Here is a 16,527-nt window from a genome sequence, read left to right as displayed (position 1 = left end):
TTACTCGAAAGAAATAGATTAGATGTTAGTTTAAGACGACTTATGGATAAAGATAAGTATCTTATTATGGGTGTAGAGCTAGAAGAGTTAACAGATGATGGTAGGGCCGCAGGACCTATTCAGCAGGCCTGGCATAAGCTCGGAAATAATATTAAATACGATAATCAAGACTTTAGAGATGATGAGATTAATTTAACTGTTTACGGTGGAATTGGAAAATCTTGGATGAATGACTTAGGTAACTGGAAGTGTACTTCTAAAATTGAAGGAACTATTGGTCAAAATGTCTTAAACTTTGATGATACTTATATAAAAGCTCGTGGAGAAGTAGAATTCAGTAGCAATGAGCTTCTTGGCGGTAGTGAGGAGAATCCATTTGTTCTTCTGTCTGCATGGGCCGAGGGAAGTCTAGAGACTGAAGATGATTACACTGCAGGTGCAGGCGTTGCTATGTCTTTTCCAAGACAGGTCGGTAAGTGGGAAATAAAGCCAGAAGTAGGATTTTCAATAAAGAATGAAAAAGAAGATCGATACTTTTCACAGTCTCAGTCTACTAAATTAGAGCCTGAGTCTCATATTGGAATTACTTTTTCTCGAAAATTTTAATCTTACTTTTTGAAAATATATCAAAAATTAATTTTATAAATTCATTTAGGATCACTGGGCGATTATTGAAGAATTCTCCGCTATAACTTGGGGTCTTAGAGTGGCCTCTTTGAAAGTTCTTATCATCAAAAACACTTAAGTAGAGCTTTCCATTAGGTAGAAATGTTAGTGAGTAGTCTAAGTTATAGCACTGTAGACGAATATTGAGTTCGCCACTTTCTTTGAGTTTTCCTATAAATAGCTTTGCCTCAACTATTAAATTCTCATCTGTAGATGCCTTATTTAAAGATTCTTTAAGAACATGATTTGTGACTTTGAGCCACTCTTCACCTTTTTGTTCTCCATCACTAGGTTGATCGATATTTGGAAATTGGTGAAGCGCTTCTTTTGATTGCTCTATTTTTTCTAGGATGACTCTTTGATTATTATTAATGATATGGCCTAATAGGTCTTCTGTTAAAGTCACTTTCTTTGTTAGAGAGTTTGTATTTGTTAGCTTCAAATTTGTTTGATTTAAGTCTACGCCAATAGATTGATCTTCACTTATCTTCCATACTGATTTAAGTGAGTCATCTGATACTTCAATTGAAATATGTTTTGGTGAAACTTCTTGGTACTTTTCTTTGAAGTTCTCTATAAATTTTTCTTTTGAAAAAAACATTTTTTTAAACATTTTTTAGCTCCTCTAAATAGGCTAAAAAGTCTGGGTGTGCATTAGCTATAGAGTTAGTTTTATAGTCAAAGTTCAGCATTCCAGTTTTTATTCGGGCTATTTCAGTATCACTTTCTAAATTTACTATTTTATAATAGAGGCTAAATGCTTTTAAGTTAAATTCTCCAAGTGATACTTCTACTGAAATCTTATCTCCAATATATCCTTGTGATTTATACATGACCATTGCGTCACTTTGAATTAGCCCAAGGCCATAGATATCTAGTTCTGAAAAGCCTTTCTCTCTAAGCCAGCGCACTCTTGCCTCATGGCATAGTGTCAGAACTTTATCATTTGCTAGGTGGTTCCCGTAGTTCATATGGCTAACGTGAAGGTCAGTCTTCCATATAAAGAATGGATTATTCTCAATTTTAAATTTAACTCTTTCCACTTCTAAGCACCTTATTGATATTCAGGGTGATTCTAGGCTATATTAATTAAATGGGCCAAAAAAAAGCACAATCTATAGGTATATTTGATTCCGGAATTGGAGGTTTTTCAATCTTAAAGAAGATTCATGAACTTGCGCCTGACTTGAATGTCTACTACATCGCTGATAATTCATTTGCTCCCTATGGAAATAAATCTAAAGAACAAATTGTTGATAGATCGCTCTATATTGCTAATGAGCTTTTAAAGTTTGATTTAGATTTAATTGTTGTCGCATGTAATACGGCTACAGGGATGGCCATTGATACGCTGAGAGAGAAGATTGATATTCCATTTGTTGGTGTTGAGCCGTTTGTAAATGCACTGTCTAAGCATAAATGGAAAGAAGGTGATAAGGGCTGTGTTATTACCACAGATCTCATGTCAAAGAGTGAGCGCTTTACTAGGTTGATAGATAGACTAGACCCAAATAAGCACTTCTCTTATGTTGTAACGCCAAATTTAGCCTCAATTATTGAAGATTTTTTCAATACTAAAAATGAGCAGAAGTTAAAGCTTGAGCTTGAGAAAGAGCTCAGTTTTGTCAAAAAACACTCATATACTCACCTTATCCTTGGGTGCACTCATTACCCGCTTATAGACAGCTTCATTGAGAGTGTAACAGGTACAATTACGCTCTCCCCGTGTCTCTATGTGGCAAATAGAACATTGTCCCTACTTGGTAGAGAAAGTCAGCAAGTTGGCGCCGTGAACAGCTCATTTCAATTTGCAGCAACAACCAGTGACGATGTCCTACGCTTTGTGTCCAAAGATTTTTCAAATTTGCCCTAGTAATTACCCATGTAGGCCTATAAAATTCAATGAGTTTTAATCATTTTCTATGGGGGACCCATGTCAAAAATAACAAATATTCACGCGCGTCAAATATTAGATTCTAGAGGTAATCCAACTGTTGAAGTTGATGTTTTTACTGAAGCTGGCAATATGGGAAGAGCAGCGGTGCCAAGTGGAGCTTCAACTGGTTCAAGGGAAGCACTTGAGTTAAGAGATGGTGACAAGTCTTACTATGTTGGTAAATCTGTACGTACAGCGGTTAAAAATATAAATGAATCAATTAAGCCTATTGTTGTTGGGAAAGATTCAACGGCACAAAAAGAACTAGATCTAGCTATGCTAGAGCTTGATGGAACTGAGAATAAGTCAAAGCTTGGGGCCAATGCAATTCTAGCAGTTTCTATGGCAGCATGTAGAGCAGGTGCTCTAGACAATGGTAAGCCTCTGTATCAATACATGAGTGAGGACTTAAATATTCCAAATACTGCGGGTAAATTACGCCTTCCTACTCCTCTTATGAATATCATAAATGGGGGAGAGCATGCTTCGAATAATCTTGATATTCAAGAATTTATGATTGTTCCACATCTTAAGAATTCTTTCTCTGAAAACTTTAGGGCCGGTGTAGAAATCTTCCATGCTCTAAAAAATGTACTTAGCAAACTCAATCACTCAACTAATGTTGGTGACGAAGGTGGTTTTGCTCCAAATCTTGGAAGTCACGAAGAAGCAATTGATTGCATTATTCAAGCAATTAAAGATGCTGGTTATAAGCCTGGAGAAGAGATCTCTCTGGCGTTAGATGCAGCTGCAAGTGAGTTCTACAAAGATGGTAGTTATAAGATGCAAGGTAAGACATTTTCTAGTGAGGAAATGGTTAAATATTACTCAGATTTATGTGAAAACTATCCGATCTACTCTATAGAAGATGGTTTAGATGAGTCTGACTATAATGGTTGGATAAAGCTGACGGCAGCTCTTGGAGACAAAATACTTCTTATTGGTGATGACTTATTTGTTACTAATAAGAAAATCCTTCAAGAAGGTATAGACAAGAAATGGGCAAACTCTATTCTTGTTAAAGTTAACCAAATTGGTTCTTTAACTGAAACATTTGAGGCCATAGATCTTGCATTTAAAAATGGATACGAAGCTGTAATTTCTCATCGTTCAGGTGAAACTGGTGACGCTTTTATTGCTGACCTAGCTGTTGCTTGTGGATCTGGTCATATTAAGACTGGTTCTGCTTCAAGATCTGATCGTATGGAAAAGTATAATCAATTATTAAGAATAGAAGAAGCCCTTGGGGATAAGGCCATTTACAATCCAGTAAAATAGGCTAATCAGGGGCAGTTAAAAGGCCCCTGTTATATGGTTTATTTTAAGAAAAATTTGAAGCAAGCACATAGTCTTATTGATCTCTATTTGTCGGAGTCATTTTATCTAAGTGTGATGTTATGGATGGGCTTAAATTTAATGAGTGGAAGAGGTCAGTTGGACTTCTTCTCAACTCTCTTACTCGTAGGCCATTATCAATTCTACATTCACGCTAAAGGTAATCTTGAAAAGGTTGCATACCGTTGGGAAATACCTGCATTATTTGTTTTCCAAATTTTCTCATTCATTGGACTTAGTTTCTCCCTACAAACATCATCACCTCTTTTTATCGCAGTAATTCCTTGTTTAGCAGGAATGTATTACTTTCTCTATCAAGATGGAAAAACTCCTGAAAGTGCTGAGAGGAAGAGTTGGACTCTTATTTCTATTGGACTAACTTCATTCTTTATTTTTCAAGGGGTGAAAGAATCAGAATTTTTACACTTTAACGACGGTATAAGCCTTGCAATATTCTGTCTGTGGACGCTTGGAACAATATACTTTGGTAATGAGTTTGTTCTCGCTCAGAGAAAAAATCTCTTTCATAGACTTAAGAGTGGTAAACAAAAGATAGAAGAAAATCATGCAAATAAAGAACGCTACTTTTTTCACGACATAATTAACCATACTCACGGGCTTGGTTTATTTTTAGATTCAAAGATTAGTGAAAAAAAAGGACTGGCTCCACTAGATACTAGTAGAGTCGCCGATGAGATTAAACTCTTTCAAACCTTGATTAAAGATCACTTCGGTTTTTCACATAAAGACCTTGATATGAGCAGTGAGTATGTAAGTTTTGAGTTTGCTAAAATGGGACTATTCAATTTAGTTGAAAACTTTCTAGGTTCTGAGCACATAGACTGCCACATGGTTTTTAAAGGTGATATTGCCTCTGATTTTTCGTATCAAGAAAGCAAGAAAGCAATAGTTCATTATCCAACATTTCATAGAGTCATGAATAACCTAATTAAAAATATTTCAGAAGAGAAGTCTAAGCTAATTGAATTTACTTTTGATTATGACAGAGAGGGGCTTCATATCTCTGTGAAAAATAAAATACTTTCACTAAAAGAAAATGACTCTTATCTTGAGAGAGAATTAGAAGATATAATTCTAGAGAGTAATGTTCACGACATAAGAGAGAGAAAGTCCGGACTCGGACTCGAGAGTATACATAGCCTTGTTACAGAGGTTGATGGATCTTTTAACTTTTCTATTCAGGGAGAGTACTGGGTAAGTGATGTCTTCTTGCCTAGGCCACATGTACTTCAACAAAAATCTGCCGCCTAATTACTACTTTATTTATATTCCGAGTAAAGTTATTCTATATGAAATAGAATAACTAGCGAGAATGTATGAAATGGATTTCATTATCGGTATTGCTCATATTAGGGCATAACTCATTTGCTCAAAATGGGCTAATTAAAGGTACGGACGCCGAAGTCATTAATAAGAAAAGTTATCAATTCGAACTCGAGGGAAGATCTTGGACTTCAACATCTACTTTAGATAGTGAAGGTCTTCAAGAGGACTTCACTGATGATCAAGGCTATTCACAATTAGAGGGAGATATTCTCTTTCGTTATGGCTTTGGTCAACAATTTGAACTTCGTGGTGGCGCTCTCTTTAGACAGGTTAAATCTACTTCACTAGAGACGACAAAGTCAGGTGCTGAAAGTATCCGTATCGGCGCTAAATATGCCTTTAAACCAATTAGAAATTGGCATTATGCAATTGATTTACTGTATTCATCCACACTATATGAAAATACTGATTACATTTCAGTTTCGGATATTCCTGAGGGGGAGTTACTTTTAGGAGACGCTGGTAACTCATTTCACTTTAAAGGAATACTTTCCTATAAAATGAAGAGCGGAAGTTCTTTAAATGGCTCTCTTGCCTATGTTGGGACTCCAAATAATCTTAGCCCTGAAATCTTCTACGATGTTAATGGTAAAATAGCCTGGAATACTTTTGCACTCTTCGCTGGACTTGAGGGGGTAGCTTCTCTAGAGAGTGATGCCTATTCTACTGAGCCAGAGAATAAGCCTCCACAAGGTCTTGGTGAGTCTGCTCTTTATAACTCAACTAATAGAGCATACTCTAAGCCTTATATTGGCGCATATAAGACATTTGGCAGGGTAAGAGTTGGAGTTAAAGGCGCACAAGTTATAAGTGGTGTCTCGACTGATAAGGGGACTGAGCTCTCAATTTCTCTGGCCTGGAATTCACGAGGTGAAACTAGAGTAGATAGAAAATTATCAAAATTTAAAGAATATGATTTAGAAGCGTCCATCATAAAAGTCTCTCCACGTGGGAAATTTGTAAAAATTGATAAGGGAATCTCTCAAGATGTAGAGAAAGGTCAAACGTTTGATATTTATAAGACAGATTATTTTGGCGGTAACGATTTAGTTGCCCAGGGCCGTGTCTACGAAATTGGAGCAGATTGGGCAATCATTAAGTTATCGAAAAAGTTTAAGAAAATGGATATTAAATCAGGTTTTACCGCCAGAGGGCTTGCAAACTAAAAAGGGAAAAATTTTTCTTTTTTGTAATTTCAATACTCTAGGTTAAGATATATGCAGACTAACTAAATTTTCTAAAGGGAAATACCCATGATGTTTTGGAAGAAATTACTTTATTCGGCTTTAGCTATTGGACTTCTAAGTGCCAATGTTGGAGCAAAGAGATTTACAAATCAATACTCTCAATTTGAACTACCTCCTGGTTGGGGTTGTGCTCTAGAGGGAACAGAGTGGGTGTGTCAGTCTGAAAACAAAGACAGAAAGAGAGAGGCCATCATTATCTTGGCCGCTAAGATTAGAGGAAATCAAGATTCTTTAGAGCAGTACCAAGCTTATCTAAAAGGAACAAAGACATTTACTCTTCCTGGTGGAAAGACTCAGGTCTCTGAGCCAGTTTACTCAAAAAAGAAATCTGTTAACTCTCAACAATGGATTGATTCACTTCACCTCGCTTCTGAAGTTCCAGGTTTTTATACAAGATATATGGCCACGGTTAAATCAGATCTTGGTGTTGCCGTTACATTTTCAGTTGGTAAGGATCATTACAACTCATATAAACCAGTTTTTGATAAAATTATTGAAACTCTAAGAGTGTTTAGACAAAAGAAAGACTCTGGTGAGTGGACTGCTAAGACAAAGTCTGGATCTGCTCTTGATAATGCTGATGGACTTATTGATGATGGTGGTCTTACTGGTGATATCTCTGCTAGAGGGGCACAGAAGAAGAAATCTGGTGCAGGTGGCGCTTCTGATTACATCTTGTACCTTGTGATTGCTGGAGTGGTTGGATTCGCACTCATGAAGCTTAAGGCTGGAAAGAAGAAAAAGAAAAAAAAGAAGAAGAAAACTAAAAAGTCATAAATAAAAAGGCCCTCAAATGAGGGCCTTTCTTTATCGTATTAAATTCTATAGTCTAAATTATATTCAAACTTCTACTTAAGCTATGATTTGCAGCGACTTCATTATTATTCTCATTTGTTATTTCCTTTAACTGGTCTTCTCTAGATATAGGAACTTCTCTCCACTTAGTTTCCTTCTCAGTACCCTTGATTCTAGCGGCATCGTAATGAGGTCTATCCGTAGCATAAGGTGAGCTCTTATCTTTAGTCGCAGGATTAGCAATTTTCTCTGTAAGATCTTCTAACTTCTGTAGAGAGTAGCTAATCGTATTTAGACCCTGAACGACATCGTTTCCGCGTCCGGGGCTTGTGTCATAAGATTTAATAGAAGTTTGCTTATGTATTTTCATAGTACATTTGTCGGTTATTTGACTAAATAACTTTAGTAATAGGTAAGTTGTATCTATGATTTTAAGAACTTACTAACTATATCAGCGAATTCTTGTGGATTCTCAAAGTGAGTGTTGTGAGCGGCCTTCGAAATTTTTGAAAATTCAAATTTATACTTTGTTTTATATTCCATGGAAGAAGCAATATACTTATGATCATTTTCTCCACAAATTGTTAGGCCCTTCAATCCCTTTAGTCTTGAGAGCCCTTCTCTATAATCTGGCTGATTACCAACACTAAAGACATTCATAGATTTCTGCCAAAGCTTCCAATCTATAGATATTTTTCTTTGAAGAAGACCATTAAAGTGAGGATGATTTTTAAGTTCTCCAAATAATGGATTCTGGTACCAATAGATAAGGAATTTTTTTAACTCATCTTGATTCGTTACATTTTTAAACATTTTTAAATCTGTTTTATATCTTCTCTCTCGTTCTTCTTCATCAACGATTCCAGGGGAAGTACTCTCAAGAATAAGGCCCTCTACATTAAGGCCATTGAGTATTAGGCCTTGGGCGATTCTTCCACCTTGTGAATATCCTACGAGGCTAAATTTGTGATTCAAAAGATTGGTGAAGTGCTTAAATTCTTCTTGATACTCATTGAGAGTCTGATAATCAACTTTCTTATTTTCTCCATGTCCTGGCGTATCTATACAAAGACAAAAGAACTCATCTTTCAAGATATTAATTATCTCGGACCAATCGTCTTTATCTCCCATAAATCCATGTAAGAAAATTATCCAAGGCCTTCTAGGGTCCCCTTGGTAGTTTAGGGGGAATACGCTACTGGCATCATCTATATTGGCATACACTGGTGCAAGCTCTTTTAGAGTTGCTTTCTTAATTTTAATTCCTGAGAAAGCAAAATCTGGAACTTTAAAATAATGTTTTGGTCTTTTAAAAGGGGAGAGCTTCTTCTTTGCAATAGATTTAACCTCTTTTTCTGAGGCGTTTCCCCTATAAAATAAAAATGACTTCTGTCCATACGTCTCATCGTCAACCGGGATTATATATGCGTCTTCAAGACCTTCCTCTATAAAATTATTTTCAATCTCTAGAGGGTTTATATTCTCTCCCGCACTTATAAAGACATCATCTATTCTTCCTTCAATAAAGTATAGTCCGTCTTTTTGGTGGGCCCTATCATTTGTCGTAATGACTTGATCTGGGTAAACAGGAGAGATCGTCGGGGAGTTGATGATAATAGTCTGTTTATCAGAAAGACTTATATTGACTCCATTAAGTGGTCTTCCAACGCTCTTAAGAATATCTACTTTACTGCTAACTTCTGTTGCCATAATCATGGCAGAAGTCTCTGTCATTCCATATGTTGAGGATGCACTTATATTATTCTCTTCAATTCTTTCTAATGTTCTAAGAGATGTTTTTGCTCCACCAATAACGAAGACAGTATTTCTAAAAAATTCTAAATCGTCTTTTTTATCTAAAATTCTCTCTAGTTGTAGTGGAACAACGGATAGGTGAGTTGGTGCTTCTTTAAATTCTCTTGCAGTAAGCTTTCCTGGAGTGTGAATGCTAGTTTGAGCTCCAGCAAGTAATGCTCTTATAAAGATTAATAGACCTCCCACATGATAGATTGGAAGTGTTATGGGGAGATAGCTTGTTGGTTTAATATTGAAGTGCTCATTATAGTTTTTGGCAGCAGTGAAAATATTTTCAAATGTGAGGGCAATCGCTTTTGGCTTAGCTGTACTACCAGAGGTAAATATAAAACAAGAGATATTAAATGAGCTATCGAGGTAAGTGTTATTGATCTCTCTCTCATATTCTTCAACTGTATCCTCAGGAGTATCTGGAGAATGTAGAATGACGGACTTATTTAATAACCATAAGGAAAGGATCTCAATAAGGTTTTCTAAAGTATTTTCAACGCTTAGAGATATACATTTTCTTTTATCATCTTTATAGAAATTAGATCTTGCTTTAGCTTTATTTAGAAACTCATTAAATGTAACTTTTGAGTTCATGATGAAGTTTTCATCACTATTAAATAATTGAATAAAGTTTGATGGAAGTTCTATTTTTTTCATATTAAATTAACTTTAATTGCTTTGGCCCTATTACACCCTGTTCTAGTCTTATTCCTATACCAATCAATCTTACAGGCCTTTGGCCTCTTTGATAAGCAATCTTTGCAAGCTCTTCTATATGTTCTGATAATTCTAGATTAAAATTAAAGTCATGCCATAAATCAGTATAAAATTCGTCTTCTTTCTTTTTTTCAACTGTTACTGTTTGAAAATCTTGAAATTTTAGTTTTACAAATGCTTTAGCTATCTTTTTCTCAGTTCCATATTTTTGTTGGTATTTCTTTACTCGTTCTACAAGCTCTTCTCTCAATCCCGATATAAAATTTATGCATATTGAGATATCAGCAATATCCTTCTTAAAGGTATGCTCAACAGAAATAGACTTTCTATCACTTGTTGAGACAACTTCTCTTTTGTCTACTCCTCTCGATTTATAATAGAGAGACTTTCCCATCTTTCCAAAAATAGTCTCAAGTTTCTCAATGTCCCAGGCCCTAACCTTTTCACAATTGGTTAAACCATAATCATAAAGCTTTGATGCACTTACTTTTCCTATACCGGGTATTTTTCTAACATCTAATGGCCTAACAAAATCATCTACTTCTTCTGGTGTAATAACAAATAGACCTGAAGGCTTCTTCCAGTCACTTGCTATCTTTGCTAAAAACTTATTTGGAGCAACTCCTGCTGATGCTGTAAGTCTTGTTTCAATAAAAATTAATCTTTGTATTTCTTTTGCTATTAAAGTGGCACTCCCATTGAAGTACTCAGAGTGGGTCACATCTAGAAAGGCCTCATCTAAACTTAAGGGCTCAATAGTCTCTGTGAATCGTTTAAAGATATTGTGTATAATTGAAGATGCTTCTTTATATTTTTTAAAGTCTGGTGGAATAATCGTCAAATGAGGGCACTTTCTTATTGCCACAGATGAAGGCATGGCAGACCTTACGCCAAACTTTCTAGCAATGTAATTACTGGTACAAAGTACACTTCTTGAATTTGGTGGGCCACCAATGGCCAGGGGAATATCTCTTAGTTTTGGATTATCTCTCATTTCAACAGCTGCGTAGAAACAGTCCATATCTATGTGGATAATTTTCCTGTCCATCGTTATTCGTAAGATCTCATAAGACCTACGAGAATTCCCGCAATAGAAAATTCAGATTCTCTAGGGTCTACTACTATTGTATCCATCATACTATTTGCCGGAATAAGTTCGATTAAGTTCTTATTTGGAGAGTATCTTTTTACTGTCGCTTCACCGTCAACTATTGCTATAACAGTTTGTCCTCTATTAGCAGTTTGTTGATGTCTACAAACTATGACATCACCATTGTGAATACCATCTTCAATCATAGAGTCACCTTTAACATTAAGAGCGTAATACTTTTTATTATCTCTAATCATATGGGCAGGTATCCCAATAGTGTTATCTGGATTCTCTATGGCCTCGATCGGTATCCCTGCCGCCACGTCTCCTAGAAGAGGGATATCAATTGTAGAGTCATTGGAAGATGTTATTTGATTCTCTTTTGGTTTTAATCCACGTCTTGCGTTCCAATCTGAGTCGATATGGCCTGCATCTTTTAGATATTTAAGGTATCTTTGTACTGAACCAAAAGATTTAAGCCCAAAGGCCTCTTTGATTTCTTTCTGGGTAGGAGCGACTTCATGCTCATCCCAGTAGTTTGTAATAAAATCGAGAACTTCTTTTTGTTTTTTAGTAATACTCATAACTATATTTTGAGCGTAAGTTTTGCGTAAGTCAAGACTTTATTTTTTTTGGGTAATTGAATATGGATTTAAAGAATTTAGTTTTCGATAACGTCTACATGAATAAAGTACTCTTAAGTGTTGTAGCTTTAATTTGTATTTTTATTTTTAGAGCAATTATAGCTAGAGCTTTAAACAATGCTACTAGTATGAAAATTGAAAGAAGAAGAAAGTGGTTTGTTAATCTAAACTCATTTATTTCATTCCTAATCTTATTAACAACAGCTATTCTGTGGGCCGATGAATTAAAGTCCTTGGCCTTCTCCCTTGCTGCAATTCTTGTTGCTATAATTATTGCATCTAAAGAGTTCATATTAAATTTCTTTGGTGGAATCTTTAAAATTTCACAAAACAGTTTTCATATTGGTGACAGAATTGAGATTAATGGTCTTCGAGGAGATGTTATTGATAGATCTCTATTTTCTACTAAGGTTTTAGAAATAGGGCCAGGCCATGAAACTCACCAACTCACAGGTCGAAGTATAGTCATTCCAAATAGTATTTTTCTATCTAATTGTCTTATTAATGAATCTCACTTGAAGAACTATGTTCTACATACTTTCAAAATTCCAGTTAAAGGATCAACGGACTGGGAAGCAAGTGAAAAACTCTTATTAGAGATATGTGAGAAGCACTGTAGTGACTATTTCGAGAGAGCGCAGTTACACTTTGATCGTATTCAAAAGACCTCTCACCTTGAGATACCTATCTTAAAACCGAGAGTTCATATCAATGTAATTTCTCCAGACCAGCTAGATCTCATTGTAAGATTTACGGCCCCTGCAAGTCTTAAGGGTAGGATTGAGCAAAGAATTCTAAAAGACTATTTAAGGGCCAAAAATTCATAGTCCATTATTACAACTGGTTATAAGTCTTGTTATAAGTACTCCTAATGAGATGTATTAGCTGTAAGTTTTTATTTGATTGACTTACTATTTTTATATTTGTAGAAGTAGGTATGTATTTTTTACTCTAGAGAGGAGAGACTCGTGAAAAAAATTATTACCGCCACGTTACTTATCATCCTTACACTTTCAGCTTCCGCTGAAGTTACAAATCTTCCTTTTTCTCAAACAAAGATCGATGGGTCTGATGACTCCAAAGGTTACGATGTTGACTATCATACAATATCAGAAATCACTGTAGAAGAAATTGAGATTGGAGATGAGCTTGTTTGGGCCTCTCAGTATAAAGGATTTGATAAAAACCTTGGTGAAATTATTCTAGTTATTGATAAGTTAATTGCACTTGGTAAAAAAATATGGCCAATTATTGAAGCAGGTAAACCGGTTATACATACAAGTATGGGTGACCCTATAAGTGTTCTTCCAAAAACTCTCGATGGTGAATTAATTGAATTCTATGACATGCATTCTTGGAGCATGCCAATGGCAAAGACTTATAGAGTAGACTTTAAGAACGGATTTAGATCTAGTGTTATAAGCTTTGATTACACTGTTTATTTTCAACATGGTGGTCAGTACGAAGATAAGGGCGCATATATTACAGGTCTAAATGTTCAAGCAAGTAATGTAAGTGTTAGCTGGGGATTTGAGTTCAGTGCGAGATCAGAGCTAGTATCAATTGTTAATCATGGATCAAATGATAGTCCGATTGCAGGTGCTGCAATTAGAGTTGATTATACAGCAAAGAGTATTCTTAGAGAGATTCAAACTGCTGAATCATTCCATGTTACTGGTAAAGGTCAAATCAAGAAACTTTACTAATTCAATATAAAACGAGAAAGAGCTCTTCTTTCTCGTTTCATTTCTTCTCCTAAAAGTATCTATATAATCAAATATGTTTCAGTTTTTTACTATCCAGACTCGTGTTGTTTTCATTTTTTAATACGTCTGTTTTATTTATTCACTTATTCTAATAAGTTTTAGAGAAGTATCTATAGTTATAAATGGGAAGGATTATTTTATGAAGTGAAAGATCTAATACTTCTACTTGGATATTTTCTTATCGTTATAGATTTAGGTATCTAGATAGAAGTCTATTAAGTTTTAGAATTATAGACCATTTGCTTTAAAGAAGTTGATGATCATTTTAGTAGCATTAGGTCCCTTAGATTGATTATAGTCTAAACTATCATCGCCACCTGACCATTTATGTTTCAGGTTCTCTATCATTACTTCTTCAACTATTACTTTGTCGCTTCGATCTCTCCAGCTATTAACTTGATAGTTATGGCCATCAGTGCGCTCTACACTTCTTGTGCTTACTTTTAAGTCTTCGTATGAATAAGAATTATAAATCTTATATTGTTGAGCTAGATCTTCTGCGTTTATTGGTGCAACAACCTCATCCTTGGCCCCTTGAATAATTAGTGCTGGAACACTTGTTTGAGCATAGAGTCCACAGGCCAGCCCTTTTAGGGCCGTTAATTGTGGGGTCGTTAGCATGCCATTTTCTAGAACGTGAGTCGCTAGAAGGGGATTTGAGGTCGCTGAGTATGGTACTCCTGAATGTGAGGCCACGGCCTTAAACATCTTTGGGTAACAATTCATTAGAATATTTGCCATGGCCGCGCCTGAGCTCATTCCAAGTACAAAGTATTTATCTTTATTTAATCTATATTTCTTTTGAGCATCTTGAATAGACTTCACAACAATGGAGGCCTCACCCATTCTTATTTGATTGTGAGGAAGAAACCAATTCCAACAATTGTATGGGTTAGTGTTCTTGTCCTGCTCTGGAAGAAGTAGGTTGAAACCGTATTTACTAGCAGCTTGATAAAGTCTAGAGCCTCTCGCAAATACATCTCCTGTTTGTTTACAGCCATGAATTGCTACAACGGTAGGAGAGTTATTATATGCAGAGCTTGGAGAGTAGAACTTATACTCTCTTGTCCCATAGGCAGTTTGTATTTTGTGAGAAACTGTTTGGGCCAAAGAGTTTGACCCAAATAATGATATACTAAATAATATTGAAAACCTTAAAGTTCTCATTAGAACCAAAAGTTAACACCTGAACCTAGCGCCCAAGCATCAGTAAATCCTGCATAGCCGTGAGCGTAACCTAGATGAGAAAGAGCTTTCCACTCATACTTTCTTTCGTAAAGAGCACCAACTTTGAAGTTTACTCTCTTTGCCATTTTCCAGATTACACCAAAATCAATTTTATAGTTATTTGTATGAGCGTTTTGCCCTCTGTTTCCGTTTAATTGTCCAACACCATTTGGAATATTATTTTTGTTAAACTCTTGAGAATTAACTAAAGCAAATTCTGTATTAAGTTTAAGTGTAGTGATTTCTGTTAATTCGTAAAGAACTTGTAATTGACCTAGTTGTTCATATTGGTGCTCAACTGCATAGCGATCATTTGGATGATTACTTACATAGGCAAAAGTATATTCAAATACAAATTGCCAGTCACCAGTTTTATATTTTCCTGAGAAGTCTGCTGCCCAGTTTAAGTTGTAATCAATCTTTCTATCTCTAACTAGTGCACCAATTGCGAACTCAGCGCCTCTTTTTGGGTAGTAGTAGAACTTGTTAGAAATTCCGATGTCTTTTCTAGTATCAATTTCTTTTTCAGTTTCGTAGACAATAGTTCCCTTTCCTTCGTCTGGGTTACTTCTATCTGTTTCGTATCCAACAGGGTTTCTTGTGTCGTAAGAAGGTTTAGGCTGTCTTGCGTCTGCAAAGAAGTTTAAAGTATTTCTAAAACCTTTTCTGTAGCCACCGTAGCTTGCTTCACCAATAATTTTTCTATCTTGGTCTCTAAAGCTGTGCTTAGTTCCAAGTAGTGATCCACCGTCAATATAGTGTGACTCAAGAATACCGTATGATACTTGGTGAATTCTAACTTTTCCTTTTCCGATTCCAAAACGCCAATTTCTCTCAGGTCTCCAAGTAAGCATTGCTTCTTCATAGAGGTTGTTTGGTTCATCAAGTTGACCGTCTAGGTCTAGCTTAATTTTTGCTCCAAAATCTTCATGGTTAAAATAAAACTTTAAATCAATTGTTCCAATTCCCATTTTCATGCTTGGGTCGCGGTTTTCAACAGACTCATAAGAAAGAGTGTTAAGTGCAATAAAACCTTTCACTTCTGTGTCTAAGGCGTAAACGTTTGAATTTAGTGCAGATAAAAGGAAAATGAGTATGTATTTCACATTGGCTCCAGCTATAAATTAATACTGGTCTCTTGATTAACATACTAGGTATCTAAGTGAAAGTGAGAATCACGTTAGGAAAAACTTAACGCGAGGTGTGAGGACTTTTTACAAAAGAGGCAGTGATATTAAATATCACTGCATTCTTCTACTGTATCAAAGTAAGTTCTCTCATTTGTGAATGAGTGATTGTAACATTTGTCATTTGCAATTTCTCTGTTAGCAGTTGAACTACATGCAGTAATTGTAAGAGCAAATGCAATTAGTAATAATTTTCTCATAGCAATCTCCAGTTATTAAGCTCTTCGTCACTTTGGATAAATAAGCTAAGCTAAAAAAACAGAACATATTATATTTCAGGTACTTGCGTAGGTGGTGGTTAGTGAATCACTGATCATCGATCCTCGCATCTTCCTGATGCCCTTCTATTATACACAAATTTGAAATTAATCTCTAGTGGAGAAGGTTTTGTCGAACCGTCTTTAGGTTGTACTTAGAAATTATCTTTAACCCTCCTTACTCTAGTTGCCTGGCACATAGTTCATTACTTTTATAATCTATTTGGATAAGTCTTTGCTTTCATCGCTAGAAGTGGTTTTTAGATAACTGTAATTATCTCATTGCAGGAGACGTTCTTTTTTTAGAACAGTATGTCTTTTCTCGTACGGATTAGGCATTTTAAAGCACGTTTCTTCGTTAATAGTTGGCACCGAGATTGCTTTAGTATTTGATAACTTTAATGAGCACATCTCTGATAAGTATTTGTAGCAATAATTTCTAGGGAGAGTTATGTTAAAGATTTATGTGTTTATAAGTACTGTTTCTCTAACTTTATGTGTGATAAC

17 protein-coding genes are annotated in these 16,527 nt (G+C 35.5%); 8 read left to right on the top strand and 9 right to left on the bottom strand.

Annotation, left to right across the window (positions count from 1 at the left end; all coding sequences use genetic code 11):
- Positions 1-606 (top strand): hypothetical protein (locus ABX784_RS10255; protein ID WP_372654940.1); only part of this gene is annotated, 606 nt, incomplete at its 5' end.
- Here ABX784_RS10255 and ABX784_RS10250 read toward each other — a convergent pair.
- The gene (locus ABX784_RS10250) at positions 584-1,279 is read right to left on the bottom strand and encodes a hypothetical protein (protein WP_372654939.1); all 696 of its coding nucleotides are present in this window, start codon (positions 1,277-1,279) and stop codon (positions 584-586) included. The two genes, ABX784_RS10255 and ABX784_RS10250, sit on opposite strands and share 23 nt — an antisense overlap.
- Positions 1,272-1,709: an acyl-CoA thioesterase gene (locus ABX784_RS10245; protein ID WP_372654938.1), complete on the bottom strand. Its 438-nt coding sequence runs from the start codon at positions 1,707-1,709 to the stop codon at positions 1,272-1,274. Before ABX784_RS10245 ends, ABX784_RS10250 begins: the two co-directional genes overlap by 8 nt.
- A 50-nt stretch (positions 1,710-1,759) precedes the next feature.
- On the opposite strand from ABX784_RS10245, the gene murI reads away from it, so the two are divergent.
- From murI to ABX784_RS10220, 5 genes are all read left to right on the top strand, one after another.
- The gene (gene murI / locus ABX784_RS10240) at positions 1,760-2,539 is read left to right on the top strand and encodes a glutamate racemase (RefSeq protein WP_372654937.1); all 780 of its coding nucleotides are present in this window, start codon (positions 1,760-1,762) and stop codon (positions 2,537-2,539) included.
- A 60-nt stretch (positions 2,540-2,599) separates the two neighbouring features.
- Positions 2,600-3,880 (top strand): phosphopyruvate hydratase, encoded by a 1,281-nt coding sequence (gene eno / locus ABX784_RS10235; protein ID WP_372654936.1) that lies wholly within the window; start codon positions 2,600-2,602, stop codon positions 3,878-3,880.
- 123 nt (positions 3,881-4,003) lie between these two features.
- Positions 4,004-5,209, top strand: coding sequence for a hypothetical protein (locus tag ABX784_RS10230; protein ID WP_372654935.1), 1,206 nt, complete (start codon positions 4,004-4,006; stop codon positions 5,207-5,209).
- A 65-nt stretch (positions 5,210-5,274) separates the two neighbouring features.
- Entirely contained in the window at positions 5,275-6,450 is a 1,176-nt protein-coding gene (locus ABX784_RS10225) for a hypothetical protein (protein WP_372654934.1), read from the top strand.
- An 87-nt stretch (positions 6,451-6,537) separates the two neighbouring features.
- Complete coding sequence (locus tag ABX784_RS10220) at positions 6,538-7,308, top strand: hypothetical protein (RefSeq protein WP_372654933.1); 771 nt, start codon at positions 6,538-6,540, stop codon at positions 7,306-7,308.
- A 52-nt stretch (positions 7,309-7,360) separates the two neighbouring features.
- Here ABX784_RS10220 and ABX784_RS10215 read toward each other — a convergent pair whose 3' ends face one another.
- The 4 genes from ABX784_RS10215 to lexA are packed head-to-tail and all read right to left on the bottom strand — an operon-like array spanning position 7,361 to position 11,523.
- On the bottom strand, positions 7,361-7,696 hold the full coding sequence (locus tag ABX784_RS10215) for a hypothetical protein (RefSeq protein WP_372654932.1): 336 nt from the start codon (positions 7,694-7,696) through the stop codon (positions 7,361-7,363).
- A gap of 53 nt (positions 7,697-7,749) precedes the next feature.
- The gene (locus ABX784_RS10210; protein WP_372654931.1) at positions 7,750-9,789 is read right to left on the bottom strand and encodes an alpha/beta fold hydrolase; all 2,040 of its coding nucleotides are present in this window, start codon (positions 9,787-9,789) and stop codon (positions 7,750-7,752) included.
- 1 nt (position 9,790) lies between these two features.
- The gene (gene dinB / locus ABX784_RS10205; protein ID WP_372654930.1) at positions 9,791-10,897 is read right to left on the bottom strand and encodes a DNA polymerase IV; all 1,107 of its coding nucleotides are present in this window, start codon (positions 10,895-10,897) and stop codon (positions 9,791-9,793) included.
- Positions 10,898-10,899: 2 nt separating this feature from the next.
- A complete protein-coding gene (gene lexA, locus ABX784_RS10200) occupies positions 10,900-11,523 on the bottom strand; it encodes a transcriptional repressor LexA (RefSeq protein ID WP_372654929.1) in 624 nt (207 codons plus the stop codon).
- A 98-nt stretch (positions 11,524-11,621) separates the two neighbouring features.
- Here lexA and ABX784_RS10195 point away from each other — a divergent pair, with 98 nt between their 5' ends.
- Positions 11,622-12,410 carry a mechanosensitive ion channel family protein gene (locus ABX784_RS10195; protein WP_372654928.1) on the top strand — a complete coding sequence of 263 codons (789 nt, stop codon included), beginning with the start codon at positions 11,622-11,624 and terminating at the stop codon, positions 12,408-12,410.
- Between the two features lie 141 nt (positions 12,411-12,551).
- Positions 12,552-13,289 (top strand): hypothetical protein, encoded by a 738-nt coding sequence (locus ABX784_RS10190; RefSeq protein ID WP_372654927.1) that lies wholly within the window; start codon positions 12,552-12,554, stop codon positions 13,287-13,289.
- Between the two features lie 288 nt (positions 13,290-13,577).
- Here ABX784_RS10190 and ABX784_RS10185 read toward each other — a convergent pair whose 3' ends face one another.
- The 3 genes from ABX784_RS10185 to ABX784_RS10175 all read right to left on the bottom strand — a co-directional run bounded on the left by ABX784_RS10185 (position 13,578) and on the right by ABX784_RS10175 (position 15,963).
- On the bottom strand, positions 13,578-14,459 hold the full coding sequence (locus ABX784_RS10185) for a PHB depolymerase family esterase (protein ID WP_372654926.1): 882 nt from the start codon (positions 14,457-14,459) through the stop codon (positions 13,578-13,580).
- A gap of 56 nt (positions 14,460-14,515) precedes the next feature.
- Positions 14,516-15,682, bottom strand: coding sequence for a hypothetical protein (locus ABX784_RS10180; protein WP_372654925.1), 1,167 nt, complete (start codon positions 15,680-15,682; stop codon positions 14,516-14,518).
- A gap of 128 nt (positions 15,683-15,810) precedes the next feature.
- On the bottom strand, positions 15,811-15,963 hold the full coding sequence (locus ABX784_RS10175; protein ID WP_372654924.1) for a hypothetical protein: 153 nt from the start codon (positions 15,961-15,963) through the stop codon (positions 15,811-15,813).
- Between the last annotated feature and the right edge of the window lie 564 nt (positions 15,964-16,527).

The organism is Halobacteriovorax sp., from assembly GCF_041587335.1.
Lineage (GTDB): Bacteria > Bdellovibrionota > Bacteriovoracia > Bacteriovoracales > Bacteriovoracaceae > Halobacteriovorax.
This window is presented reverse-complemented; position numbering and strand designations above follow the sequence as displayed.

What these genes read in the sequence shown, in the direction of transcription:
- lexA (WP_372654929.1), bottom strand. Translation starts at nt 11,523, where the DNA reads ATGAGTATTACTAAAAAACAAAAAGAAGTTCTCGATTTTATTACAAAC.
- ABX784_RS10175 (WP_372654924.1), bottom strand. Translation starts at nt 15,963, where the DNA reads ATGAGAAAATTATTACTAATTGCATTTGCTCTTACAATTACTGCATGT.
- eno (WP_372654936.1), top strand. Translation starts at nt 2,600, where the DNA reads ATGTCAAAAATAACAAATATTCACGCGCGTCAAATATTAGATTCTAGA.
- ABX784_RS10210 (WP_372654931.1), bottom strand. Translation starts at nt 9,789, where the DNA reads ATGAAAAAAATAGAACTTCCATCAAACTTTATTCAATTATTTAATAGT.
- ABX784_RS10225 (WP_372654934.1), top strand. Translation starts at nt 5,275, where the DNA reads ATGAAATGGATTTCATTATCGGTATTGCTCATATTAGGGCATAACTCA.
- ABX784_RS10195 (WP_372654928.1), top strand. Translation starts at nt 11,622, where the DNA reads ATGAATAAAGTACTCTTAAGTGTTGTAGCTTTAATTTGTATTTTTATT.
- dinB (WP_372654930.1), bottom strand. Translation starts at nt 10,897, where the DNA reads ATGGACAGGAAAATTATCCACATAGATATGGACTGTTTCTACGCAGCT.
- ABX784_RS10230 (WP_372654935.1), top strand. Translation starts at nt 4,004, where the DNA reads ATGGGCTTAAATTTAATGAGTGGAAGAGGTCAGTTGGACTTCTTCTCA.
- ABX784_RS10215 (WP_372654932.1), bottom strand. Translation starts at nt 7,696, where the DNA reads ATGAAAATACATAAGCAAACTTCTATTAAATCTTATGACACAAGCCCC.
- ABX784_RS10220 (WP_372654933.1), top strand. Translation starts at nt 6,538, where the DNA reads ATGATGTTTTGGAAGAAATTACTTTATTCGGCTTTAGCTATTGGACTT.
- ABX784_RS10250 (WP_372654939.1), bottom strand. Translation starts at nt 1,279, where the DNA reads ATGTTTAAAAAAATGTTTTTTTCAAAAGAAAAATTTATAGAGAACTTC.
- murI (WP_372654937.1), top strand. Translation starts at nt 1,760, where the DNA reads ATGGGCCAAAAAAAAGCACAATCTATAGGTATATTTGATTCCGGAATT.